Below are 22,793 nucleotides of genomic sequence, written 5' to 3' on the forward strand. Positions count from 1 at the left end.
GATGGATTTGTTCAACGCCGTCATCCAGGTTCTGGACTCGACCATCCGCCTGTCGGTGCCCTTGCTGCTCGCTTGCCTCGCCGGCCTCTATTCGGAGCGGGCCGGCATCTTCGATATCGGGCTCGAGGGCAAGATGCTGGTCGGCGCCTTCGCCGGTGCCGCCGCAGCCTCCGTCTTCCACTCCGCCTATCTCGGCCTCGGCATGGCCATCCTGATCTCGGTCGCCTTCGCCATGATCCACGGCTTTGCCTCGATCACCCATCGCGGCAACCAGATCGTCTCCGGCGTCGCGATCAATTTCATCGCCGCCGGATCGACGATCATGCTCGGCCAGGCCTGGTTCCAGCAAGGCGGTCGTACGCCAGCTTTGGCCTCGGACGAGCGGTTCGGGGCGATCATCTGGCCCGGCGCGGACGCGCTCAGGGGCGTGCCGATCCTCGGTCCGATATATTCGGAACTCATCTCCGGCCATTCCGTGCTGGTCTATATCGCGTTCCTCGCCGTGCCGTTCACCTGGTGGGTGCTGTTCCGCACCCGTTTCGGCTTGCGGATGCGCGCGGTCGGCGAGAACCCGGCCGCGGTCGACACGGCCGGCATCTCGGTCGCCTGGCTGCGCTACCGGGCGCTGATCTGCACCGGGGTGCTCACCGGCATTGCCGGCGCCTACCTGTCGATGGTGCAGAACGGCGGCTTCGTGAAGGACATGACTGCCGGCAAGGGCTATATCGCGCTGGCCGCGCTGATCTTCGCCAAGTGGAAGCCGGTCAACGCCATGTTCGCCTGCCTGTTGTTCGGCTTCCTCGACGCGCTGTCGATCCGCCTGCAGGGCACGCCGCTGCCGCTGATCGGCAAGGTGCCGGTGCAGCTCATGCAGGCGCTGCCCTATATTCTCACCGTCATCCTGCTCGCCGGCTTCATCGGCAAGGCGATCCCGCCGCGCGCCGGCGGCGTGCCCTATGTCAAGGAACGCTGAGCATGGCCCCGAAAAGTGGAAGCCGGTTTTCGGACCGGGCCATGCGAAAAGGAAAATATGAGCACGGCCGCGAAAAAGTGGAAGCCGGTTTTCGGACAGATCATTCTAGGGAAAAACTAAATGTCGCATGACCTGTTCGAAGCGGCCAAGGCCGCCATGGCCAAGGCCTATGCGCCCTATTCGAAATTCCCGGTCGGGGCGGCACTGCGCACCGACGACGGCCGCGTCTTTGCCGGCGCCAACATCGAGGTCGCGTCCTATCCGGAAGGCTGGTGCGCCGAGACCACCGCGCTCGGCCACTACATCATGGGCGGCGGCGGCAGGATCACGGAGATCGCAGTGATTGCCGAGCGCATGGCGAAATGCTCGCCCTGTGGTGGCTGCCGGCAGCGGCTGGCCGAATTCTGCCGACCGGAGACCAAGCTTTATCTCTGCGACAATGGCGGCGTGGTCGAGACCGTGACCATGGGCGAGATGCTGCCCTACGGCTTCCAGGGCGATATTTTGAAATGAAGGAAGCGCTCGATCATCTCGTCGAAAGGCTGGACGGGCTGGCGCCCGCCACTGCGCTGGTGCTGGGTTCGGGCCTTGGTGGGCTTGTCGACCAGGTCGAGGATGCTGTCCGCATTTCCTATGCCGAATTGCCGGGCTTTCCCAGGAGCGGCGTCACCGGCCATGCCGGCGAAGTGGTGGCGGGACGTTTTGCCGGCACGCCAGTGCTGATGCTGTCCGGCCGCGCGCATTATTACGAGCACGGCAACGCGGCGGCGATGCGGCCGGCGCTGGAGGTGCTCGCCGGCCTCGGCATCTCGCAACTGATCCTCACCAATGCCGCCGGCTCGGTCGATCCGGACATGGGGCCAGGCTCGGTGATGCTGATCACCGACCACATCAATTTCTCGGGCTCCAACCCGCTGATCGGCGAGCCCAGCGACCGCCGCTTCGTCGGCCTGACCGAAGCCTATGATGCCGGCCTTCGCTCGGCGATCGAGAAGGCGGCGAAGGCGACGGCTACCGCGCTGCATAGGGGTGTCTATATGTGGTTTTCCGGGCCCTGCTTCGAGACGCCCGCCGAGATCCGCATGGCGCGCGTCATGGGCGCCAATGCCGTCGGCATGTCGACCGTGCCGGAAGTCATTCTCGCCCGCTTCCTCGGCCTGCGCGTCGCTGCCTGCTCGGTCATCACCAACCTTGCAGCAGGGATGACCGGGGCGGAGCTTTCGCACCAGGAGACCAAGGACATGGCGCCGGTTGGCGGCGCGCGGCTGGCGACCATTCTCCAGCGTGTGTTCGAAGACGGGCTGCCGGAGAGTAAGGTCTCGGCCTGATGCTCCCCCAGGAAATCATCCGCAGCAAGCGCGACGGCCATAAGCTCTCGGCGCAGGAGATCGCCAGCTTCATCGAAGGCGTGACCGCCGGCACCGTCTCGGACGGGCAGGTCGGGGCGTTCGCCATGGCGGTGTTCTTCAACGGCATGAGCCGCGACGAGGCGGTGGCGCTGACGCTGGCCATGCGCGATTCCGGCGACGTGCTCGACTGGTCGGACCTGCCGGGCCCGGTCACCGACAAGCATTCGACAGGCGGCGTCGGCGACAATGTCTCGCTGATGGTGGCGCCGATCGTCGCCGCCTGCGGCGCCTATGTGCCGATGATTTCCGGCCGCGGCCTCGGCCATACCGGCGGCACGCTGGACAAGATGGATGCCATCCCCGGCTACGTCAGCCAGCCGGATGTTACGCGCTTCCGCAAGGTGGTGCTCGAAACCGGCTGCGCCATCATCGGCCAGACCGCCGATCTCGCGCCCGCCGACCGCAGGCTCTATGCGATCCGCGACGTGTCGGGGACCGTCGAATCGGTGCCGCTGATCACCGCCTCGATCCTGTCGAAGAAGTTGGCCGCCGGCCTGCAGTCACTGGTGCTCGACGTGAAGGTCGGCAACGGCGCCTTCATGGAAAAGTCGCGCGACGCAGCGGCACTGGCGAACAGCCTGGTCGAAATCGCCAACGGCGCAGGCCTGAAGGCCTCGGCGCTGGTCACCGGCATGAACGAGCCGCTGGCATCGGCAGCCGGCAACGCGGTCGAGGTGCAAAATGCCGTCGATTTTCTCACCGGCCGCGTCCGCGACCGGCGCCTGGAGGATGTGACGCTGGCATTGGCCGCAGACATGCTGCAATCCGCCGGGCTGGTATCGTCCAACCAGGACGGCATGCGGCGCGCCGCCGAGACGCTTGCCGGTGGCCGCGCCGCCGCCGTCTTCGCGCGCATGGTGGCGGCGCTCGGCGGTCCGGCCGACTTCGTCGAGAATCCGGAAAAATACCTGCCGAAGGCGGCGACTGAGCTTGCGGTCAAGGCGACCGAAAACGGCTTTGTCACCGGCATCGCCACCCGCGACATCGGGCTTGCGGTCGTCGGGCTTGGCGGCGGGCGCATACGGCCCGACGACAGGATCGACCATGCGGTCGGCATCACCAGGCTATTGCCGGTCGGCGCGGAGGTGCGCGCCGGCGAGGCGCTGGCGCTGGTCCATGCCCGCAATGCCTCCGATGCCGAGGCGACCGCGGCCGCCGTGCTTTCGGCCTATACGATCGGCGCTTCGAAGCCGCCCGCGGAAAAAACCGTTATCAGGCGGATCCTGCCGCGCGGGTGATCACTGGACGAGCAACAGTGCGCCGTTTTCGACCTGATATTTTTCAAGCCGCTGGAGAAAACTCAGACCGATCAAATTGGTGCGCAGCGCCTTGTCGTCGAGCACCACTGCCTGGACGCCGTCGACCGTGATCTTGCCGATCTGCAGGCGATCGACGGTCACGAGGGCAGCCTTGATCGCCCCGTTGGCGGTGTTGACCGTGTGGCGGAAGTCAGACGCGTTCAGCGAAATGCCGATCCTGCGCGCCGTCGAACTGTTGATGGCGACGAGCGTGGCGCCGGTGTCGATCATGCCGTCGACCTGACGGCCGTTGAGCTTGAACGCCGACATGAAATGCCCGCGCGCATCCGCCGTGACCACGACCTTGCGGCCGAGCGGCTGCGGCGTCGCCGGTCTGTCGGGAACCGCGGCCAGGTTCAGGTCCGTTTGCGTTTCGACCGTGGGCCTCGCCCCGACCGCCGATTTCAGCAGGCCATCGAGCATCTGCGGATTCGATTGATAGAGGATCGGGAACGACGCCGATGTTACGGCGAGCACGCCTAGGATGAGAAGATTGCGCAGCATGGACCGGCCTTCGTGAAGGTCCATGCTTATCGCGACATGGTGTTTGCAGCTTTAACAGATGCGGAAAGCGGCCGTTTGCGTAAACGATCGGTAAACGAGTGGCACGGTCATTTAGTGCCGTACATGCGGTCGCCGGCATCACCGAGGCCGGGCATGATGTAGCCTTTCTCGTTGAGCTGGCGATCGATGGACGCGGTGAATACCGGGACATCGGGATGCGCCTTGATGAAGCGCTCGAGGCCTTCTGGCGCAGCCAGCAGGCAGAGGAAGCGGATGTTGGTGGCGCCGCGCCCTTTTAGCTTGTCGATCGCCGCGATCGCCGAATTGGCGGTCGCCAGCATCGGGTCGACGACGATCACCAACCGGTCGGCGAGATCGCTCGGCGCCTTGAAGAAATACTCGACCGCTTCCAGCGTCTCATGATCGCGGTAGAGACCGATATGGGCGACGCGCGCCGCCGGCACCAGGTCAAGCAGGCCCTCGAGCAAGCCGTTGCCGGCGCGCAGCACTGAGGCGAAGACCAGCTTCTTGCCCTCCAGCGTTGGCGCTTCCATCGTCTCGATCGGCGTTTCGATCGTTGTCGTCGTCAGTTCGAGGTTGCGAGTGACCTCGTAGCCGAGCAGCAGCGAGATCTCGCGCAACAACCGCCGGAAGCCGGCCGTCGAGGTTTCCTTCTTGCGCATGATGGTCAGCTTGTGCTGGACAAGCGGGTGGTCGACGACGGTGACGCCCTTCATGGTGTTCTCCTGAAATTCCGGCTGCTTACGCGAACCCTATCGACAATGCGCCGGCCAAGGAACTGCTTGCGATCACCTAGCACAGTTTTTGCAGGAGGAGAGAGTTAGCGGGCGGCGGCGTTGAGGCGGGCGAGAAGCGCTGTCCTGGTCTTCTTATCGACGAAGGCGGCCTCGATTGCGGTTCTGGTGACGGCGGCGAGCGCCTTGTCGTCCATCGAAAAATGCTCTGCGGCAATGTCGTATTCGCGCTTCAGCGACGTCCAGAAATAGGGTGGGTCGTCGGAGTTTAGCGTCACCTTGCAGCCCGCCGCCTGCAGCGCCGGAAAAGGGTGATCGGCGAAACTGTCGAAGACCTTCAGCGCGATGTTGGAGCCGGGACAGCATTCGAGCACGACGCCTTCGTCGGCTATGCGCCGGACAAGGTCGGGATTTTCGATGGCGCGCACGCCATGGCCGATACGGGCGGGGCGGATATGGTCGAGCGCCGCCTTGACGCTTTCCCAGCCCATCAGCTCGCCGGCGTGGACGGTGATGCCGAGGCCGGCCTCGCGCGCGATTTCGAAGGCCCTGACATAGTCCTCCAGATCGCCCATCCGCTCGTCGCCGGCGACGCCGAAGCCGGTGACCAGCGGATGCCCGCAGCGGGCCGCGAAGCGCGCCGCCTGCTCGATCGAATAGACGCCGGCGTTGCGCACGCCGGTCACGATCATGCGGCCCTCGATGCCGGTCTTGGCCTTGGCGCGGGCCATGCCTTCGCCGAGCGCGTCCGTATAGGCCTTGGGCGACAGGCCGGCCTTGTCGGCGTGGTCCGGCGAGGTGAAGATCTCGGAATAGATGGCGCCGTCGCGGGCGAGACTGGTCAGGTAATGATCGGCCAGCCGCGCATAGTCTTCTTCCGTGCGGAACAGGTCGGAGGAGAAGTCATAGGCGGCGAGGAAGGAGGTGAAATCGTGCCAGACGAAAGAGCCGTTCTGAATGTAGGGCGAGGTGTCCTTGCCGTATTTCTGCGCCTGGCGGATGACGAGTTCGGGCGCCGCTGCCCCTTCGATATGGCAGTGCAGTTCCGCTTTCAAAGGCATGCAGTCATCCCGTCAGGTCAGCCCGGGTCGTGGAGCCATAAGCATGATTCCACAACCGAGAAGCGCGGCCGAACACCGCGCCTTAAACAATAGCGTCGGCACCATCGATCGGCTATGGTCCCGCCGGTTTTATGGCGGATCAAAAATAATGTCGGTTGAGAGAACCACGGCCGTTGGCGGCATGGAGACGTCCTATGGTTTCAAGCGTGTAGGGGCAGGCGAGAAGCAGTCCCTGGTCAATGACGTTTTCCACAAGGTCGCGAACCGCTACGATCTGATGAACGACCTGATGTCGGCCGGCCTGCACCGGCTGTGGAAGGACGCTATGGTCACATGGCTCAATCCACCGAAACGACCGGGCTGGAGCGTTCTCGACGTTGCCGGCGGCACCGGCGACATCGCCTTCCGCATCGTCGAGGCGAGCGGCAGGAACGCCCATGCCACCGTTCTCGACATCAACAGCTCGATGCTCGCCGTCGGCCGCGACCGCGCCGAGAAAAAGGGACTAACGGCAAACACCGATTTCGTCGAAGCCAATGCCGAGGAGCTGCCCTTCGCTGAGGCCACGTTCGACGCCTACACGATCGCTTTCGGCATTCGCAACGTGCCGCGCATCGATGTGGCGCTTGCCGAAGCCTATCGCGTGCTGAAGCCCGGCGGACGCTTTCTCTGTCTCGAATTTTCCGAGGTCGACATGCCGTTGCTCGACAAGGTCTATGAGGCGTGGTCGTTCAACGCCATCCCCAGGATCGGCAAGGCGGTGACCGGTGACGGCGAGCCCTATTCCTATCTGGTCGAATCAATCCGCAAGTTTCCCAATCAGCAGAATTTTGCGGCGATGATTTCCCGCGCCGGCTTCGACCGCGCTTCTTTTCGCAATTATTCCGGCGGCATTGCTGCGCTTCATTCGGGCTGGAAGCTTTGAGGCTAGCGCAGTCATGAGCAGGGTCGGCGCTGGTTTCAGGCTCGTGCGGGCCGGCTGGGTGCTGGTCCGCGAAGGTGTCGTGGCGGCCTTGCCGGGCGACGAGCTTTCCGGCCTGCCGAAACTCGGCTGGCGGATGGCACGGCTGTTCACCCGCCGCCGCGCGCTTGCCTATGAGCGTGGCGACCGGCTGGCCAAGGCGGTCGTCCGGCTCGGGCCATCCTATGTCAAGCTCGGGCAGTTCCTGGCGACACGGCCCGATGTCGTCGGCAACGACATGGCGCTCGACCTCGCCATGCTGCAGGACAAGATGCAGACCTTTCCGCAGACCGAGGCCATTGCGGCGATAGAGGCTTCGCTCGGGCGCAAGGTCGGCGACCTCTACGCCAGTTTCGGCGATGCCGTTGCCGCGGCTTCGATCGCTCAGGTCCATATCGCAGAAACCCTGCACGACGGCGTCGGTTCGCGGGTGGCGGTCAAGGTCATCCGGCCAGGAGTACGCCGCCTCTTCTTTCGTGATCTCGAGAGCTATTTTCTCGCTGCCCGCCTGCAGGAGAAGTACATCCCGTCGTCGCGCCGGCTGCGGCCGGTCGAAGTGACCGAGACGCTGGCGCAGACCACCAAGATCGAAATGGATCTGAGGCTCGAGGCGGCAGCGCTTTCGGAGCTCGGCGAGAACACCAAGGACGATCCCGGCTTTCGCGTGCCGATGGTCGACTGGGAGCGCACCGGCCGCGACGTGCTGACCATGGAATGGGTCGACGGCATCAAGATGAACGACATTGCCGGCCTCGCTGCTGCCGGTCACGATCTGAAGGCGATCGCCGCCAATCTGATCCAGTCGTTCCTGCGTCAAACGCTGCGCGACGGCTTCTTTCATGCGGACATGCATCCGGGAAACCTGTTCGTCGAGGCCGACGGCACCATCGTTGCCGTTGATCTCGGCATTGCCGGCCGGCTCGGCAAGAAGGAGCGCCGTTTCCTCGCCGAAATCCTCTATGGCTTCATCACCCGTGACTATCTGCGCGTCGCCGAAGTGCATTTCGAGGCCGGCTACGTGCCGCGCCAGCACAATGTCGCGGCGTTCGCCCAGGCGATCCGGGCGATCGGCGAGCCGATCCACGGCCAGCCGGCCGATACCATCTCGATGGCCAAGCTCTTGACGCTTCTGTTCGAGGTGACCGACCTCTTCGACATGGCGACGCGTTCCGAACTGGTGCTGCTGCAGAAGACCATGGTGGTGGTCGAGGGCGTCGCCCGCACCCTCGACCCGGCCTTCAACATGTGGAAGACGTCCGAACCGGTGGTCAGCGGCTGGATATCGGGCAATCTCGGCCCGCGTGCTCTGCTGGCCGACGCGCGCGACGGCGCCAGCGCGCTGCTGGCGCTGGCCCGCCAGGCGCCGGACCTCGCCGCCCGCACCGAGCGGCTGTCGCGCGAGATCGATTTGATGGCCGAACATGGGTTGCGCTTCGACGAAAGGACAGCGCACGCGATCGGCAAGGCCGAGGCGCGCTACACCCGCTCCGGCCGGCTGGCGCTGTGGGTGATCGCGGTGACGTTAGTCTATATCGCTTGGAAGCTGCTTTGAATGCAAGCAATGACAGCAGTGCTGTCGGCGCTGTCATTGAAAGCATTCCTTTCATCAACTATGTTGGATGAGAAGGAGCAATGCCATGGGTACGCTCACCATCCGCAATCTTGACGACAGCGTGAAGCAGGCCCTTCGCGAGCGCGCCGCCGCGCGAGGTGTTTCGATGGAGCAGGAGGCTCGGGAAGTTCTTGCGCGAGAGGTTAAAAGCCCTGCACGACGAAGGATCGACGTTGACAAGGTTCTGGCGCTTGGCGTGAAACCAGCGGAGCCTTTCGACCTGAAGAAACTCGCAGATGAAATGTGGGACGAAGGCCTCCGGTGAGCGCTCTTGTCGTCGACACGTCGGCATTGATTTCCATTCTGGGGCGGGAATCAGACAACGTGTTGTTCGCCAACGCCATCGCCCGATCGGAGCTGCCGTCGATCAGTTCTGGCACGCTATATGAAGCATATTGCGTCGCCTTGCGAGGCAGATATCCGGAGGGAGCTGCCCGACTTGAAGCGATAGTTTCGGAGCTTCAACTCGAAATTCTAGCCTTCGATTTGGTGCAGCTTTCTGCAGCTCGCCTTGCCTATTCAACCTATGGCCGCGGCACCGGCCACCCGGCCAACCTCAACATAGGCGACTGCTTCGCCTACGCTCTCGCCAAGACCCGAGATCTGCCATTGCTTTTCAAGGGCGATGATTTCATCCATACCGATATCACGCCGGTACTGAAGCCGGCATGACTTTGGACAAGGACTGGTCTCGGGCATGATCCTTTCCGGCAAGCGCATCCTGCTGATCATCGGCGGCGGCATCGCCGCCTATAAGGCGCTCGACCTGATCCGCCGGCTGCGCGAGCGGGGCGCTGCGGTGCGTGTCGTCATGACCGCTGCGGCGCAGGAGTTCGTGACCACGCTGTCGGTTGGAGCGCTGGCTGCCGACCACGTCTTCACCGATTTGTTCGACCGCAATGACGAGCACGATGTCGGCCACATCCGCTTGTCGCGCGAGGCCGACCTTGTCGTCGTGGCGCCGACCACCGCCGACCTGATGGCGAAGCTCGCCAACGGCCACGCCAATGACCTTGCCTCCACTGTGCTCATTGCAACCGACAAGCAGGTTTTGATGGCGCCCGCCATGAACCCGAAAATGTGGTCGCACCCGGCGACCCGGCGAAACCGCGCGACGTTGCAGAAGGACGGCATCGCATTCATCGGTCCGGCGAAGGGCGAGATGGCAGAGAGCAACGAGCCAGGCGAGGGCCGCATGGCCGAGCCGCTGGAGATCGTCGCCGCGATCGAGGCGCTGCTCGACATCAGGCCGAAGCCGCTGGCAGGCAGAAAGATCATCGTCACCTCAGGGCCGACGCATGAGCCGATCGACCCGGTGCGCTACATCGCCAATCGCTCGTCCGGCAAGCAGGGCCACGCCATTGCGGCGGCGCTGGCAAGGCTCGGCGCCGATGTGCGCCTGGTCTCCGGTCCGGTCGGTATTGCCGATCCGGCCGGGGTCACCACGCTGCATGTCGAAACCGCAAACGAGATGAAGGACGCGGTCGAACAGCTGCTGCCGGCGGACGCGGCCGTGTTCGTGGCTGCCGTTGCCGACTGGCGTAGCGAGACTTCGGCCGGCGAGAAGATCAAGAAAGTGGCAGGCGAGGGGCCGCCGGCACTGCAGATGATCGAAAACCCCGATATTCTTGCCGGTGTCGGTCATCACAAAAGGCGGCCCAGCCTGGTCGTCGGCTTTGCCGCTGAGACGCAGGATCTCGTCAAGAACGCCGAGGCCAAGCTCAGGAAGAAGGGCGCCGATTTCATCGTCGCCAACGACGTGTCCCGCGTAGGCGGCGTGATGGGCGGCGATCGCAACCGGGTGCGGATCGTCTCGAAGGCCGGAGTCGACGAATGGCCCGAGATGAGCAAGGACGAGGTGGCGACGCGGCTTGCGGCACTGATCGCCGAGCGGCTGAAGACAATTACTGTCTAGCCCGTTGCTTCCTGTGGCCGGGCTGCCGGCCCCGAGATCCTCAGGGCTGCAAGGCATCCCAGAAGGCCGAGTGGCACGAAGGCGAGGAACAACCAGGTGGCGACATTCGCTGCCGCCTCTCGGTTCAGGCCTTCGGAAAAACCGCTGGCGTTGGCGACGATGCCGGTCAGTGCTGCGCCGACCGCATAGCCGATGCGCTGCATGGTCGGCACGGCGGCAGAGGCGATCGTCTGCTCACCATCCCTGGCCGATGCCACGATCACGCGGGTGACGAAGGGCCAGGCAATGCCGAAGCCGCCGCCTTGCAGCAAGGCGCAGAACAGGATCAGCGGAATCGAACCAGCCGGCACGGCATAGGCGAAACCAGCGATGCCCATCGCGATCATCAGCGCGCCGCCGGTGATGATCAGCCTCTCGCGCTCCGGCGGCGCATTGGCGACGAGAATCGACAGGATCGACCAGGCGATCGATTCGGCGGCGATGATGTAGCCGGTGGTCAGGATCGGAATGCCGTGCAGGCTGGTCAGAAGCAGCGGTCCGTAGACGGCGAAGGAACAGGTCGCCACGGAGAACGCGGCGACCATGGTCATGCCTGCGCCGACCGGCGAGCGCCAAGAGAACAGCCGCGACGGGAACAGCCGCGAGCGCGGCTTCAGCGCATCGATGCGGACAAACAGCGCAAGCCCGACCAGGCCGAGGGCCAGCAGCAGGGAGGAACGCAGCAGGGCAATGTCGACCCCGGCCGTGGCGATCAGCACGACGCTGACGGCAAGGCAGCCGAGCGCGGCGAAGGGGAAGGGCGGCGCCGTCCCAGTGATCGCCTGCGGCTTGGTCGCCTCAGGCGTGTCGAGCACGATGAAGCTCGCCAATGCCATGGCGGTGCCGCCGAGCGTGAAGACGCCGAAAGCCCAGCGCCAGGAGAGCAACTCGGTCATCAATGCACCCAGCACCGGGCCGCTGAAGGCGGCGACGCCCCAGATCGCCGACATGACGCCGAAAAGCTGCGGCCAGATGGCGCGTGGAAACAGCCGCTCGACCGAGACGAAGGCCAGCGACACCAGCGCGCCGCCGCCAAACCCCTCGATCAGGCGCCCGGCTAGGAATAGCGGCATGGAGGGCGCGATGGCGCAGACCAGTGCGCCGGCCGCATAGAGCAGGGCGGCGACCACCATGTTGGTGCGCAGCGCGACGTAGCTCACCAGCCGCCCGGCGGCGGCGCCGGCGACGATGGCGCCGAGCTCGTAGATCGCCAGCGACCAGCCGACCAACTGAACGCCGGCGAGTTCGCCGACCATGGCCGGCATCACCGTTGCCACCATGGTTTCATTGGTGGCGTGCAGCAGGATGCCGAGGCTGATGAAGCAGAAGCGCGCCAGATCGCCGCTCGCCCACAGCGCGCGCCAATCGACCCTGTTTGTGCTGGTTTCGGTCACCCCGCCCTCCGAACTTTCTTATACGCCGATTCAAAAAATGGTGGAGCGCTCTTCGTCTCCAGATGGGCACGCGGCGCTTCGGGGACGGGTTGTAAAACCTCAACCGCAGTTGAGTTCAAGAGGTTTTTTGCGGGTGCACCGAGGATGCTGAAGGCGGGAAGTCAGCATGATAGTGCATGTCGCCCAAAAGTGCGCAGCGGTTTTGGGATAACGACATGCATAAAAACAAAGGCTTAAAGCGCGTCGATTGAATCCGTTTCAACGCGACGCGCTTTAGAAGATTGATGCCGGCGGCGATCATGGCGATCGCTGTGAACATCATTGACGTGGCGGTTCCCAAAAATCATGGCGGCGCGGAACAGGTCCTGTCCTGTTCCGCCGCGCAGAGCTACCCAATGCCGCTTATTTGAAAGAGTGGATCAGCTCCAGCGAGGTGACGGCGACTGCCAGGTTGACGCCGGTCTGCGCCTGTACGTTGAGAGGCTGCAGCGAGAAGGCGCTGTTCAAGCCGCCGACCAGAAGGTTGGCGCCGCCGCCGGTCACCAGGCTGGCCTCGGCGTTGACGCCATAATAACTGCCTGCGAGATCGCCGGAATCACGGTCGCGGCTGGCCGCCAGAACCGCCCATATCAATTCGCCCTGGTGAGTCTTGCCGACGTCGACGCCGAGCTTGGAAATGATCCCGGTATAGGCTTCGGGAGGACCGCCATGATGGGGGCGAAAGGTGCAGGCCACGCCTTTGTTGGATGTGATGATATAGCCGGTGCCGCCGTCGATGGTGCAGTCGAGCACGCCGAGCTGAAGCTTGCCCGCGCTGGCAGGGGCGGCGAGAACCGTGGCGGCGAGGGCGGCGGCACAGGCGAGTTTCTTGATCATGGGAGGGTCCTTTTGCGAATTGCCTTGAACAACGGCTGAGCATCCCGAGCGTTCCGCCGAAAACTTGGCGCGATCAAGGCGGGCGTTAACGCACAGTGATTGAAGGCTTCGAAGGCATGCCAAACGCCAGGCCTGCCATATCAGGCTCAACGCTGCCGTCGGTCAGCCGGCGCTGGTGCGCGCCAGGCCGTCCTTGGCCGGCTGGTAGGTGGGGTTGAGGCGCACGGCCTCGCGGTAGGATTTTGCCGCCTTGGCCTTGTCGCCGCGCCGCTCGTAGATCAGCGCCTGGTTGGACCAGGCCTCGGCATTCTTGCCGTCGAGCTTGATCGCCATGTTGATGTCGGCGAAGGCATTATCCTCGTCGTTCATGGCGAGGTAGGAGAGGCCACGGCCATTGTAGGGTTCGGCGGCGTCCGGCGCCAGCGAGATGGCGGTCGAGAAATCCTCGATGGCGAAAGCGTGCTGGCCCTGGCTCTGATAGATCAGGCCGCGATTGTGATAGGCACGCGCATCTGTCGTGTCGAGCTGGATCGCCTTCTGGAAATCGTTGAACGCTTCCTGGATGCGGCCGGCTTTGCGGTAGAGATTGCCGCGGCCAATATAGGCGGCGTCATAGTCGGGATTGATCTGGATCGAGCGGTTGTAGTCGGCAAGCGCGGCCGCCTGGTCGCCGAGGAAGCGCTGGATGAGAGCGCGGTTCGAATAGGCCTGGTAGAAATTCGGATTGAGCTGGATGGCGGTGTTGAAGTCCTTGAGCGCCGCCTGATACTGGCCGCCGCGACCATAGGCCGAGCCACGCACATTGTAGCCTTCCGGATCCTGGGGACTGCGCTGGATAACGGCCGACAGCGAGGAGATGTTCTCGGCCGACCCTTGTGCCTTGTCGATGTTGGTGAATTCGCCGGTCGGGGCTGTCTGGCAGCCGGCGAGCGCCAGCCCGGAAAGCAAGGTTGCCGTCAGTGCAAAGCCGCGCAATGCGGTTCTGCGCTCCACGCTTATTGCGTTCATGTCTGCTCTGTCCTCACTGCCCGCCGCGCCGTCAGGTCTGTTCCCCTACGAACCGGCCTCGCGAACCGGCCTCTCCGAATCGAGGAATTCAAAACAAAAAGGTGGCGGCGATTACGCATCGCGCCACCTTGGATATCCTTCGAAAAGGACGAAAAATTGGCGTCAGAACCGCGGCGGACGCGGAGCGCCGGCGCCAGCAGCACCACCAGCCGCCACCGGGCGCGGCGTCATCGGCAGCAGGCCTTCGCGCTGGGCGCGCTTGCGGGCCAGCTTGCGGGCGCGGCGAACGGCTTCCGCCTTTTCGCGGGCGCGCTTCTCGGAAGGCTTCTCATAATGTCCGCGCATCTTCATTTCGCGGAAGATGCCTTCGCGCTGCATCTTTTTCTTGAGCGCGCGAAGCGCCTGGTCAACATTGTTGTCGCGGACGAGTACCTGCACGGGCAATCCTGTCTTTCATGTTTGATATCAACAGGCAAGCGGCCATAGCCACTAGCCTCCGCAGCGATTTACACCACGAATTGTGGCGGCTGATAGCAGAATCATGCCGCTCTGTCCACTGCCGAAACGAAAAACCCGCCTCGGCGGCGGGTCGTCGGCGCAAATCAGCACCATGCCAAAATACTTAGCATAACTGCCGTCAAAAAGCAAGAATCGCAACCTCGGGCGGTGTGTCGGCTTTCTCGATAGCGGTCCTGTCGCGCGGATGAGCGATCGTTGGCATTTCTCCGCCACCGATAAATTTCTGCTGCCTCAATCCGACAAAAACGGCCCGCCTGGCTTTATCGATGAAGGAACCAACTTCGTTCCCCAACGGTTGTTCTCGCACAAGCAAAGCACAGGAGAAAACCGATGTCTGACACCCGTGAATGGCTCGTCCAGTGGCTCAGGGACGCGCATGCGATGGAGGAGCAGGCCGAAACCATGCTGAACGGCCAGCTGAGCCGGCTCGACAGTTATCCCGAGCTCCGTGAGCGCATTAGCCGGCACGTCGACGAGACGAAGGGACAAGCCGCGCGTCTTAGAACCTGCCTTGAAGGACTGGGCGAAGACGCATCCACGCTGAAGGACGCCGGCGGCAAGCTGTTGGCGATGGCGCAGTCCCTAAGCGGCGTCTTTGCCGGCGACGAGGTGATGAAAGGCTCACTCGCGAGCTACACTTTCGAGCATATGGAGATCGCCTCTTACAGGATCCTCATCGCGGCCGCCGAATCTCTTGGTGAAACAGAGGTCGCTCGCGCCTGTGAACAAAACCTGCGTGAAGAGGAAGCGATGGCCGAGTGGCTGAAAAACAAACTGCCCGCGACCACGGAGCAGTTCCTGGCTCGCACGGCATCGGACAGCGACAATGCCAAGCGGTGAGGATAACAGGCCGGCGGCCGGAGTGAAGTCACCTTCGGTCTGGCGGGCTTATAGCTATGCCTGGATCACATTGGCTTTCTTTGTCCTATCTATCGTCGGGCATTGGGGTTTCGGCTGGTTCGCCTATCTGGACGAGCAGCGAGCGCTTGGCCAACCGCCCGAATTCGGCGGCTACCTGATCGAAATGAGCCGCGACACGCTCGAAAACTGGCAATCGGAATTCCTGCAGCTGCTCTGGCAGGTCGGTGGCCTGGCGTTCCTGCTCTTCGTCGGTTCGCCGCAATCCAAGGAGAGTACCGACCGGATGGAGGCCAAAATCGATGCGCTTCTTCGGCTTGTCGATCCGAAGAAAGGCAAGGAGGCGATTCGCGAGCTGGACCTGCAGTATGACGGTCGGCACACCGACGAGCCGCACGCCCACCGGAACTAAAGCTGGGGGCTGGAAATGTGGCCTGGAGCCGATCGTCGCTCCGGGCCGTTTGATGCTCTTCCACCGACGCAACCGGATCGCTATGACGCCGTAGCCAAATGAAGCCGCTCGAAGTCCTCGAAGAATTCGCCGTAGTCGCAGGTTATTTCCTCGCCCGCCGCTATGTCGCGGATCGCGGTTGCCCCGCCATGCTGCGAAAAGTCCGTGTTCGGCCGTTCGGCGTGGTTCATAAAGCGGCCATTGTCGACTTCATAGACCATGAATCCGGGCCGGTCCGGACTTGGATAGGCATATCTGTCGAGCAATTCCTTGAGGTGCGGCGGCGCCGCCTCATATTTTTCCATCGGGATCAGGCGGTCGAAGTCCGGATCGAGCTGCCAGATCGACGTCCCTTTCCGGACCGGCTCGGCGGCAAAGACGCCGACGCCTTCGATTGCGCTCGCGGCGATGTAGGTCCTGATCAGCAGCATGTTTTAGGTCCGTCTTCGAACAGCAGTGTCCGAAGAAATCGCCAAATCGCGCTGGAAAGCAAGACCGCCTTTGCGACATTGCGGCTCGCTCGCCCGCGCAGGAAACGCCTCACGTCCGGTTGATCGAGACGCCGCCATCGGCAAACAGCGCGGTTCCAGTGGTGAAGCTCGACGCATCCGACGCCAGGTAGAGCGCCGAGCGGGCGATCTCTTCCGGCTGCGCCATGCGCTTCAGGGCATGAAGGCCTTCGACGAAAGCCCGGGCCTCGGGTGTGGTCGTCGTCGCGCCCGGCGTGTCGGTGCCGCCGGGCAGCAGCGCGTTGACGCGCAACCCTTGTGCTCCGTATTCGGCCGCCAGAACCTGCGTCAAACCGATCAGCCCGGCTTTGGCCGCAGCGTAAGCGGCCATGCCCGGCATGCCGGCGGTGCGACCGACGAAGCTGGAGGTGAAGATCAGCGAGCCGCCACCGCGCTCCAGCAGCGCCGGCACCTGGTATTTTGCACCGATAAAGGCGCCGGTCAGATTGATGTCGATGGTCTCGTGCCACATCTTCAGCGACATGTCGGGAACCGGTCCCATCTGGCCGACGGAGCCAGCGTTGTTGAAGGCGATGTCGAGACCGCCGAACCTGTCCACCGCAAGATCCACAAGGGCATTGGCATAGGCTTCGTCTCGGACATCGCCAGCAAGGGCGATCGCGGTGCCGTCGGCTTCCTCGATTTCCGCGACGAGCGCATCGAGCTCTGCCTGGCGGCGGGCAGCGACGACCACCTTGGCGCCCTGTTCGGCAAACAGCTTCGCGGTGGCGCGGCCGATGCCGGAGCTGGCGCCGGTGACGATTGCGACTTTGTTGGTGAGTGCGAACATTTTTTGCATCCTTTTTCGCGCCAGCTTTGCCGGCAATTGGATGCTTGGTCGCAGATCGAGGCGGCGCGAGCCACCCGATACCTGCGAAGGTGCCCGGATGCATCGTCGTTCGGTCCGCCACTTCGGACCGGTCTTTTTTGTCGCGGCGCAAAACGGCAAGCGCCGTCGCAAACAGCGCAAGGGTGGCAGCGCTGTTTCGCTAGTGATACACCTCGCGCGCCGGCGCTCGATTGGATGCCCGGCCGCTATCTGCGAGGCTGGAACGTTGAAGAAATACTCGGTATTCGCCATCGCCCGGGAGGCCATGCGCGGCCACAAGGGCTGGGAGGAACAGTGGTCCTCGCCAGAGCCGAAGAAGGAGTACGACGTCATCATCGTTGGCGCCGGCGGCCATGGCCTGGCCACCGCCTACTATCTCGCCACGGTGCACGGCATCACCAATGTCGCGGTGCTGGAAAAGGGCTGGCTCGGCGGCGGCAATACCGGCCGCAACACCACCATCATCCGCTCCAACTATCTCTATGACGAGAGCGCCGGCATCTACGACCATGCGCTGAAACTGTGGGACGGGCTAAGCCAGGAGCTCAACTACAACGTCATGTATTCGCCGCGCGGTGTCATGATGCTGGCCCATAATGTCCACGACATCCAGGTGCTGAAGCGCCACGTCCATGCCAACCGCCTGAACGGCATCGACAATGAGTGGCTGACGCCGGAAGCCGCGAAGGAATTCTGTCCGCCCCTCAACATTTCGCGCGATGCCCGCTATCCGGTGATGGGCGCGACCCTGCAGCGTCGCGGTGGCACCGCTCGTCACGACGCCGTCGCCTGGGGCTATGCGCGCGGCGCTTCGGCGCGCGGCGTCCACATCATCCAGAATTGCGAGGTCACCGGCGTCAAGCGGGCGCCGAACGGTGCGGTGATGGGCGTCGAGACGACGCGCGGCTTCATCGGCGCCAGGAAGGTCGGCGTCGTTGCCGCCGGCCATTCGTCCGTCATCATGAACATGGCCGGCGTGCGCATGCCGCTGGAAAGCTATCCGCTGCAGGCGCTGGTGTCGGAGCCGGTCAAGCCGGTCTTCCCCTGCGTGGTGATGTCGAACACCGTGCATGCCTATATCTCGCAGTCCGACAAGGGCGAGCTGGTCATCGGCGCCGGCACAGACCAGTATATTTCCTATTCGCAGACCGGCGGCCTGCATATCCTGCAGCACACGCTCGACGCCATCTGCGAGATGTTCCCGATGTTCACCCGCATGAAGATGCTGCGCTCGTGGGGCGGCATCGTCGATGTGACGCCCGATCGCTCGCCGATCCTGGCCAAGATGCCGGTGCCCGGCCTCTATGTCAATTGCGGCTGGGGTACGGGTGGCTTCAAGGCAACGCCGGGCTCGGGCCATGTCTTTGCCCACACCATCGCCAGGGACGATCCGCATCCGATCAATGCGCCTTTCACCATCGAGCGCTTTCGCACCGGCCGCCTCATCGACGAGGCGGCGGCGGCAGCGGTGGCGCACTGATGATGGCCGAGATGGCTGTCGCCATGCCGCTGATGCTCGCGGGAGAGCAAGGCCTGTTTCATTTTCCGTCGCCAGACGAGGTGCGCGTGCAGCCGATCAGTCGCGCCGAAAACGAGGCGGAATGGCCGTTTGCTGCCGATGACGGCGTTCTGGCCTGCGTCTGGAGCGGCGGGCAAAGAATCGTTTCCTTCTTTGAAGGCCGGCCATCCGATCTGGACGAGGACGAGCCATTCGAGCCGCGCGGCCTCATCGTCACCACCGATCCGATCCAGCTCACTATCGGCAACATGGCGAACCGCGCGCTTTTTCGCCCCGCGGCAAGCATCGAGGAGCGCATCCGGCTCGTCGCTCCTTTCGTGACGTTGGGCCAGAAGCTTTGCGATCAACCTGCCGGCGCCCGCGTCGGCCACGGCGAATTGTAGGAACAATCATGCTTCTCATCCGCTGCCCCTATTGCCAGGAAGAGCGTCCGGAACTCGAATTCCGCAACGCCGGCGAGGCGCATATTGCGCGTTCGTCAGATATGGCCGCGACAAGCGATGACGACTTCGAAAAGTTCTTCTTCATCCGCTCGAATCCCAAAGGCATCATCCATGAGCGCTGGCGGCACATGCATGGCTGCGCGCGGTTCTTCAATGCCGTGCGCGATACCGTCAGCGACAGGTTCCTGATGACCTACAAGGCCGGCGAGCCGAAGCCCGCGAAGCTGCCGGGAGCCTCCAAATGATCGCAGCGTTCCGCATTCCCGGCGCTGGGCGCCTCAAGCAGGCAGAGACGGCCAGCTTCAGCTTCGACGGCCGGCCCTATGCCGGTGTCGAGGGCGATACGCTGGCCTCGGCGCTGCTTGCCAACGGCGTCCATCTGGTCGGCCGCTCGTTCAAATACCACCGGCCGCGCGGCGTCCTGTCCGCCGGGGCGGAAGAGCCCAACGCGCTGGTTGAAGTCAAGCGCGACGCAGCGCGCAAGACGCCGAATGTCCGCGCCACCGTGCAGGAGCTCTATGACGGGCTGACGGCACAGTCGCAGAACCGCTGGCCGTCGCTTTCCTTCGACGTCAGCGCGGTCGGCGACATCGCCTCGCCGCTGCTTTCGGCGGGCTTCTACTACAAGACCTTCATGTGGCCGAAGTCCGCCTGGAAGAACCTCTACGAGCCCAAGATCAGGGCTGCGGCCGGCCTCGGCGTCGCCCCCGACCAGCCGGATCCCGACCACTATTCGGCGCGCTATGCCCATTGCGACGTGCTGGTGGTGGGCGGTGGCGCTGCCGGCATCGCCGCCGCACTTGCCGCGACCGAAACCGGCGTGCGCGTCATCCTTGCCGACGAACAGGCGGATTTCGGCGGCAGCCTTCGTTTCGAGAGTGGCGCCAGGGTCGACGGCCAGGATGGTTTTGCCTGGGCGCAAGGTGCAGTCGCCAAGCTCAAGGCCATGGACAATGTCCGCGTGCTGTCCCGCACGACGGCCTTCGGCTATTACGCGCAGAATTTCGTCGGGCTGGTCGAGCGCGTCAGCGATCATCTGCAGAGCCCCGGCCGCGACCTGCCGCGCGAGCGGCTGTGGCAGGTCCGCGCCAGCCGCGTGGTGCTGGCAACCGGCGCCATCGAGCGGCACATGGTGTTTGCCGACAACGACCGGCCCGGCATCATGCTGGCGTCGGCGGCGCGGACCTATCTCAACCACTACGGCGTCGCGGTCGGCAGGAATGTCGGCGTCTATACGGCCAATGATTCCGCCTATGCGGCGGCGATCGACCTGAAGAAGGCCGGCGTCGGCGTGGCGGCCATCGTCGATCTGCGCGACAACCCGACCGGACCGGTGATCGATGAGGCGAGGGCGCTCGGCATCGAGGTCAATTTCGGCCGTGCGGTGATCCGCGCCGGCGGCAAATTGCGCGTCTCATCGATGACCGTGCAGCCGAAGAATGGCGGTGGCGAGCGCACCATCCCGGTCGACGCGATCCTGATGTCGGCCGGCTGGACGCCGTCGGTGCATCTGTTCTCGCAGTCGCGCGGCAAGGTTGCCTTCAACGACGAGACCAAGCGCTTCGTGCCCGGCGCCTATGCGCAGGACTGCGTTTCCGTCGGCGCCTGCAACGGCACGGACGGGCTGTCGGCGACGATCGACGAGGCCTATGCGGCGGGCGCCAAGGCGGCCAAGGATGCGGGCGTCAAGAATGCCGGCGCCAGCGCCAAGCCGAAGGTCGACACCAGCGAGAGTTGGTCGCGCGGCATGCTGGGTGCGGCGCCCGGCGCCGGTGCGGACACGACGGTAAAGGCCTTCGTCGATTTCCAGAACGACGTCACCGCCAAGGACATCCGCCAGGCGGTGCATGAAGGCATGCGCTCGATCGAGCACGTCAAGCGCTTCACCACCAACGGCATGGCGACCGACCAGGGCAAGACCTCCAACATGCACGGCCTGGCCATCGCAGCCGAGACGCTGGGCAAGCCGATCCCGCAAGTCGGCCTGACGACGTTCCGCGCGCCCTACACGCCGGTCACCTTCGGCTCGATCGTCGGACACGCGCGGGGTCCGCTCTTCGACCCGACCCGCAAGACGGCGATTCATCCCTGGGCCGAGCGCCAAGGTGCCGTGTTCGAGGATGTCGGCCAATGGAAGCGCGCCTGGTATTTTCCCAAAGCGGGCGAAGACATGCATGCCGCCGTCGATCGCGAGTGTGTCACCGTGCGCAAGACCGCCGGCCTGTTCGATGCCTCGACGCTGGGCAAGATCGAGGTGGTCGGGCCGGATGCGGCCAAGTTCATGGAACTGCTCTACACCAATCCGTGGGAGAAGTTGGAGCCCGGCCGCTGCCGCTATGGCATCATGCTGCGCGAGGACGGCTTCATCTATGACGACGGTGTCGTTGGAAGACTGGCGCCGGACCGTTTCCATGTGACGACGACGACGGGCGGCGCGCCGCGGGTGGTGAACCATATGGAGGATTACCTCCAGACCGAGTTCCCGCATCTCAACGTCTGGCTGACCTCGATCACCGAGCAGTGGGCGGTGATCGCCGTGCAGGGACCGAAGTCTCGGGACATCATCGCGCCGCTGGTCGAAGGCATCGACATGTCGGACGACGCGCTGCCGCATATGTCGGTGCGCGAAGGCAAGATCTGCGGCGTGCCGACGAGGCTGTTCCGCATGTCGTTCACCGGCGAGCGCGGTTTCGAGGTCAACGTGCCGGCCGACCACAACCAGGCCGTCTGGGAAGCGCTGTGGGCCGAGGGCCAGAAGCATGGCGCCTGCGCTTACGGCACCGAGGCGATGCACGTGCTGCGCGCCGAAAAAGGCTACATCATCGTCGGCCAGGACACCGACGGCACGGTGACGCCTGGCGATGCCGGTCTCGACTGGGCGGTCGGCAAGAAGAAGACCGATTTCGTCGGTATCAGGGGCATGGCGCGGCCGGATCTTGTCGCCAAGGGCCGCAAGCAGCTTGTCGGCCTGAAGACCAAGGACCCCAAGGTGGTGCTGGAAGAAGGCGCGCAGATCGTCGGCGATCCGAAGCAGGCGATCCCGATGACCATGATCGGCCATGTCACCTCCAGCTATTGGTCGCAAAATTGCGGCCGCTCGATCGCCCTGGCTCTGGTTGCCGGAGGCCGTGATCGGATTGGCGAGACGCTTTACGTGCCGATGCCAAACGGGACGATCGAGGTGGAGGTCACCGGCATGGTGTTCTTCGACGAGAAGGGGGAGCGCCTCAATGGCTAAGGCCGCCGCGAAGAAAACTGCCGCCACTGCGCCATCGGCCGAACGCCGCCCGGCGCTCGCCGGCCAGGAATTTTCCGCCACCGGCGTCACGCTTGCTGTGTTGCCGCCGGCGGAGCGCATTTCGCTGCGCGCGCCGGAGGCCTCGGTCGCGGCGCTTTCGAAGGCGCTCGGCGTGACCCTGCCGCGAAAGCCCAAAACCTCGGCGGCAAAGGCCGGGCGCACTGCATTGTGGCTAGGGCCGGACGAATGGCTGGTCATCGACGAGGCGGCAAAAGATCCGCTCGCCGACTGTGCCAAGTTGACAGTGCTGCATTCGGCGGTCGGCATCTCGCATCGCAACGTCGCCATATCGGTCACCGGCCCGGCAGCCGCGGCAACAATCAATTCAGGCTGCCCGCAGGATCTGTCGCTTGACGCCTTTCCGGTAGGCGCGGCGTCGCGCACCATTCTGGGCAAGGTCGAGATTGTGCTGTTGCGCACCGCGGCCGATGCGTTCCGGGTCGAATGCTGGCGTTCCTTCTCCGATTATGTCTTTACTTTCCTGTCGGAGGCGGCAGGCGACGCAGCGGCTTAGGAACATTCGCTGCGCTCGACCGTTTGCCGGAGCAAGTCGAGGGAGAAT

General features: G+C 64.0%; 26 protein-coding genes. 16 read left to right on the top strand and 10 right to left on the bottom strand.

Going from position 1 to position 22,793, the window contains the following annotated elements:
- Position 1: 1 nt before the first annotated feature.
- The 4 genes from EN885_RS17610 to deoA all read left to right on the top strand — a co-directional run bounded on the left by EN885_RS17610 (position 2) and on the right by deoA (position 3,620).
- Positions 2 to 973 carry an ABC transporter permease gene (locus EN885_RS17610; protein WP_128242893.1) on the top strand — a complete coding sequence of 324 codons (972 nt, stop codon included), beginning with the start codon at positions 2 to 4 and terminating at the stop codon, positions 971 to 973.
- Positions 974 to 1,093: 120 nt separating this feature from the next.
- The gene (cdd, locus tag EN885_RS17615) at positions 1,094 to 1,486 is read left to right on the top strand and encodes a cytidine deaminase (RefSeq protein ID WP_128242892.1); all 393 of its coding nucleotides are present in this window, start codon (positions 1,094 to 1,096) and stop codon (positions 1,484 to 1,486) included.
- Positions 1,483 to 2,301, top strand: coding sequence for a purine-nucleoside phosphorylase (locus tag EN885_RS17620; RefSeq protein WP_128242891.1), 819 nt, complete (start codon positions 1,483 to 1,485; stop codon positions 2,299 to 2,301). Before cdd ends, EN885_RS17620 begins: the two co-directional genes overlap by 4 nt.
- Positions 2,301 to 3,620, top strand: a complete 1,320-nt coding sequence (gene deoA / locus EN885_RS17625) for a thymidine phosphorylase (RefSeq protein WP_128242890.1) — start codon at positions 2,301 to 2,303, stop codon at positions 3,618 to 3,620. The genes EN885_RS17620 and deoA overlap by 1 nt, the downstream gene beginning before the upstream one ends.
- Here deoA and EN885_RS17630 read toward each other — a convergent pair whose 3' ends face one another.
- From EN885_RS17630 to EN885_RS17640, 3 genes are all read right to left on the bottom strand, one after another.
- The gene (locus EN885_RS17630; protein ID WP_128242889.1) at positions 3,621 to 4,184 is read right to left on the bottom strand and encodes a TIGR02281 family clan AA aspartic protease; all 564 of its coding nucleotides are present in this window, start codon (positions 4,182 to 4,184) and stop codon (positions 3,621 to 3,623) included.
- Positions 4,185 to 4,291: 107 nt separating this feature from the next.
- A complete protein-coding gene (gene upp, locus EN885_RS17635; RefSeq protein WP_095488517.1) occupies positions 4,292 to 4,921 on the bottom strand; it encodes a uracil phosphoribosyltransferase in 630 nt (209 codons plus the stop codon).
- A gap of 104 nt (positions 4,922 to 5,025) precedes the next feature.
- Positions 5,026 to 6,000, bottom strand: coding sequence for an adenosine deaminase (locus EN885_RS17640; RefSeq protein WP_128242888.1), 975 nt, complete (start codon positions 5,998 to 6,000; stop codon positions 5,026 to 5,028).
- 148 nt (positions 6,001 to 6,148) lie between these two features.
- Between EN885_RS17640 and ubiE the strand changes: the two genes are divergently transcribed.
- The 5 genes from ubiE to coaBC all read left to right on the top strand — a co-directional run bounded on the left by ubiE (position 6,149) and on the right by coaBC (position 10,488).
- The gene (ubiE, locus tag EN885_RS17645; protein ID WP_128242887.1) at positions 6,149 to 6,925 is read left to right on the top strand and encodes a bifunctional demethylmenaquinone methyltransferase/2-methoxy-6-polyprenyl-1,4-benzoquinol methylase UbiE; all 777 of its coding nucleotides are present in this window, start codon (positions 6,149 to 6,151) and stop codon (positions 6,923 to 6,925) included.
- Between the two features lie 13 nt (positions 6,926 to 6,938).
- A complete protein-coding gene (gene ubiB, locus EN885_RS17650; protein WP_126105075.1) occupies positions 6,939 to 8,513 on the top strand; it encodes a 2-polyprenylphenol 6-hydroxylase in 1,575 nt (524 codons plus the stop codon).
- An 85-nt stretch (positions 8,514 to 8,598) separates the two neighbouring features.
- Positions 8,599 to 8,838: a hypothetical protein gene (locus EN885_RS17655; protein WP_095488558.1), complete on the top strand. Its 240-nt coding sequence runs from the start codon at positions 8,599 to 8,601 to the stop codon at positions 8,836 to 8,838.
- On the top strand, positions 8,835 to 9,245 hold the full coding sequence (locus EN885_RS17660) for a type II toxin-antitoxin system VapC family toxin (RefSeq protein WP_128242886.1): 411 nt from the start codon (positions 8,835 to 8,837) through the stop codon (positions 9,243 to 9,245). Before EN885_RS17655 ends, EN885_RS17660 begins: the two co-directional genes overlap by 4 nt.
- A 25-nt stretch (positions 9,246 to 9,270) precedes the next feature.
- The gene (coaBC, locus tag EN885_RS17665) at positions 9,271 to 10,488 is read left to right on the top strand and encodes a bifunctional phosphopantothenoylcysteine decarboxylase/phosphopantothenate--cysteine ligase CoaBC (RefSeq protein WP_128242885.1); all 1,218 of its coding nucleotides are present in this window, start codon (positions 9,271 to 9,273) and stop codon (positions 10,486 to 10,488) included.
- Here coaBC and EN885_RS17670 read toward each other — a convergent pair.
- From EN885_RS17670 to rpsU, 5 genes are all read right to left on the bottom strand, one after another.
- The gene (locus EN885_RS17670) at positions 10,485 to 11,921 is read right to left on the bottom strand and encodes an MFS transporter (protein WP_128242884.1); all 1,437 of its coding nucleotides are present in this window, start codon (positions 11,919 to 11,921) and stop codon (positions 10,485 to 10,487) included. The two genes, coaBC and EN885_RS17670, sit on opposite strands and share 4 nt — an antisense overlap.
- Before the next feature lie 115 nt (positions 11,922 to 12,036).
- Positions 12,037 to 12,243: a hypothetical protein gene (locus EN885_RS17675; protein ID WP_128242883.1), complete on the bottom strand. Its 207-nt coding sequence runs from the start codon at positions 12,241 to 12,243 to the stop codon at positions 12,037 to 12,039.
- 80 nt (positions 12,244 to 12,323) lie between these two features.
- Positions 12,324 to 12,797 carry a DUF992 domain-containing protein gene (locus EN885_RS17680; RefSeq protein ID WP_128242882.1) on the bottom strand — a complete coding sequence of 158 codons (474 nt, stop codon included), beginning with the start codon at positions 12,795 to 12,797 and terminating at the stop codon, positions 12,324 to 12,326.
- A gap of 162 nt (positions 12,798 to 12,959) precedes the next feature.
- A complete protein-coding gene (locus EN885_RS17685; protein WP_128242881.1) occupies positions 12,960 to 13,805 on the bottom strand; it encodes a tetratricopeptide repeat protein in 846 nt (281 codons plus the stop codon).
- 162 nt (positions 13,806 to 13,967) lie between these two features.
- Positions 13,968 to 14,243 carry a 30S ribosomal protein S21 gene (gene rpsU, locus EN885_RS17690; protein ID WP_095488505.1) on the bottom strand — a complete coding sequence of 92 codons (276 nt, stop codon included), beginning with the start codon at positions 14,241 to 14,243 and terminating at the stop codon, positions 13,968 to 13,970.
- Positions 14,244 to 14,654: 411 nt separating this feature from the next.
- Between rpsU and EN885_RS17695 the strand changes: the two genes are divergently transcribed.
- Positions 14,655 to 15,164, top strand: coding sequence for a DUF892 family protein (locus EN885_RS17695; protein ID WP_128242880.1), 510 nt, complete (start codon positions 14,655 to 14,657; stop codon positions 15,162 to 15,164).
- A 22-nt stretch (positions 15,165 to 15,186) separates the two neighbouring features.
- Positions 15,187 to 15,594, top strand: a complete 408-nt coding sequence (locus EN885_RS17700) for a DUF6766 family protein (RefSeq protein WP_245493088.1) — start codon at positions 15,187 to 15,189, stop codon at positions 15,592 to 15,594.
- An 80-nt stretch (positions 15,595 to 15,674) separates the two neighbouring features.
- On the opposite strand, the gene EN885_RS17705 is transcribed toward EN885_RS17700, so the two are convergent.
- Entirely contained in the window at positions 15,675 to 16,064 is a 390-nt protein-coding gene (locus EN885_RS17705; protein WP_128242878.1) for an SET domain-containing protein-lysine N-methyltransferase, read from the bottom strand.
- 109 nt (positions 16,065 to 16,173) lie between these two features.
- Positions 16,174 to 16,932: an SDR family oxidoreductase gene (locus EN885_RS17710; protein WP_128242877.1), complete on the bottom strand. Its 759-nt coding sequence runs from the start codon at positions 16,930 to 16,932 to the stop codon at positions 16,174 to 16,176.
- Positions 16,933 to 17,197: 265 nt separating this feature from the next.
- On the opposite strand from EN885_RS17710, the gene EN885_RS17715 reads away from it, so the two are divergent.
- From EN885_RS17715 to EN885_RS17735, 5 genes are read left to right on the top strand one after another with little or no spacing between them, the layout of a single operon-like run.
- Positions 17,198 to 18,451 (top strand): sarcosine oxidase subunit beta, encoded by a 1,254-nt coding sequence (locus tag EN885_RS17715; protein ID WP_128242876.1) that lies wholly within the window; start codon positions 17,198 to 17,200, stop codon positions 18,449 to 18,451.
- Positions 18,451 to 18,873, top strand: a complete 423-nt coding sequence (locus EN885_RS17720) for a hypothetical protein (RefSeq protein ID WP_128242875.1) — start codon at positions 18,451 to 18,453, stop codon at positions 18,871 to 18,873. The genes EN885_RS17715 and EN885_RS17720 overlap by 1 nt, the downstream gene beginning before the upstream one ends.
- A gap of 8 nt (positions 18,874 to 18,881) precedes the next feature.
- On the top strand, positions 18,882 to 19,178 hold the full coding sequence (locus EN885_RS17725; protein WP_128242874.1) for a sarcosine oxidase subunit delta: 297 nt from the start codon (positions 18,882 to 18,884) through the stop codon (positions 19,176 to 19,178).
- Positions 19,175 to 22,171 (top strand): sarcosine oxidase subunit alpha, encoded by a 2,997-nt coding sequence (locus EN885_RS17730; protein WP_128242873.1) that lies wholly within the window; start codon positions 19,175 to 19,177, stop codon positions 22,169 to 22,171. The genes EN885_RS17725 and EN885_RS17730 overlap by 4 nt, the downstream gene beginning before the upstream one ends.
- Positions 22,164 to 22,745, top strand: coding sequence for a sarcosine oxidase subunit gamma (locus EN885_RS17735; RefSeq protein ID WP_126105087.1), 582 nt, complete (start codon positions 22,164 to 22,166; stop codon positions 22,743 to 22,745). The genes EN885_RS17730 and EN885_RS17735 overlap by 8 nt, the downstream gene beginning before the upstream one ends.
- The last annotated feature ends 48 nt before the right edge of the window (positions 22,746 to 22,793 follow it).

The sequence above is a fragment of the Mesorhizobium sp. M6A.T.Cr.TU.014.01.1.1 genome (assembly GCF_004022765.1).
Taxonomy (GTDB): domain Bacteria; phylum Pseudomonadota; class Alphaproteobacteria; order Rhizobiales; family Rhizobiaceae; genus Mesorhizobium; species Mesorhizobium mediterraneum.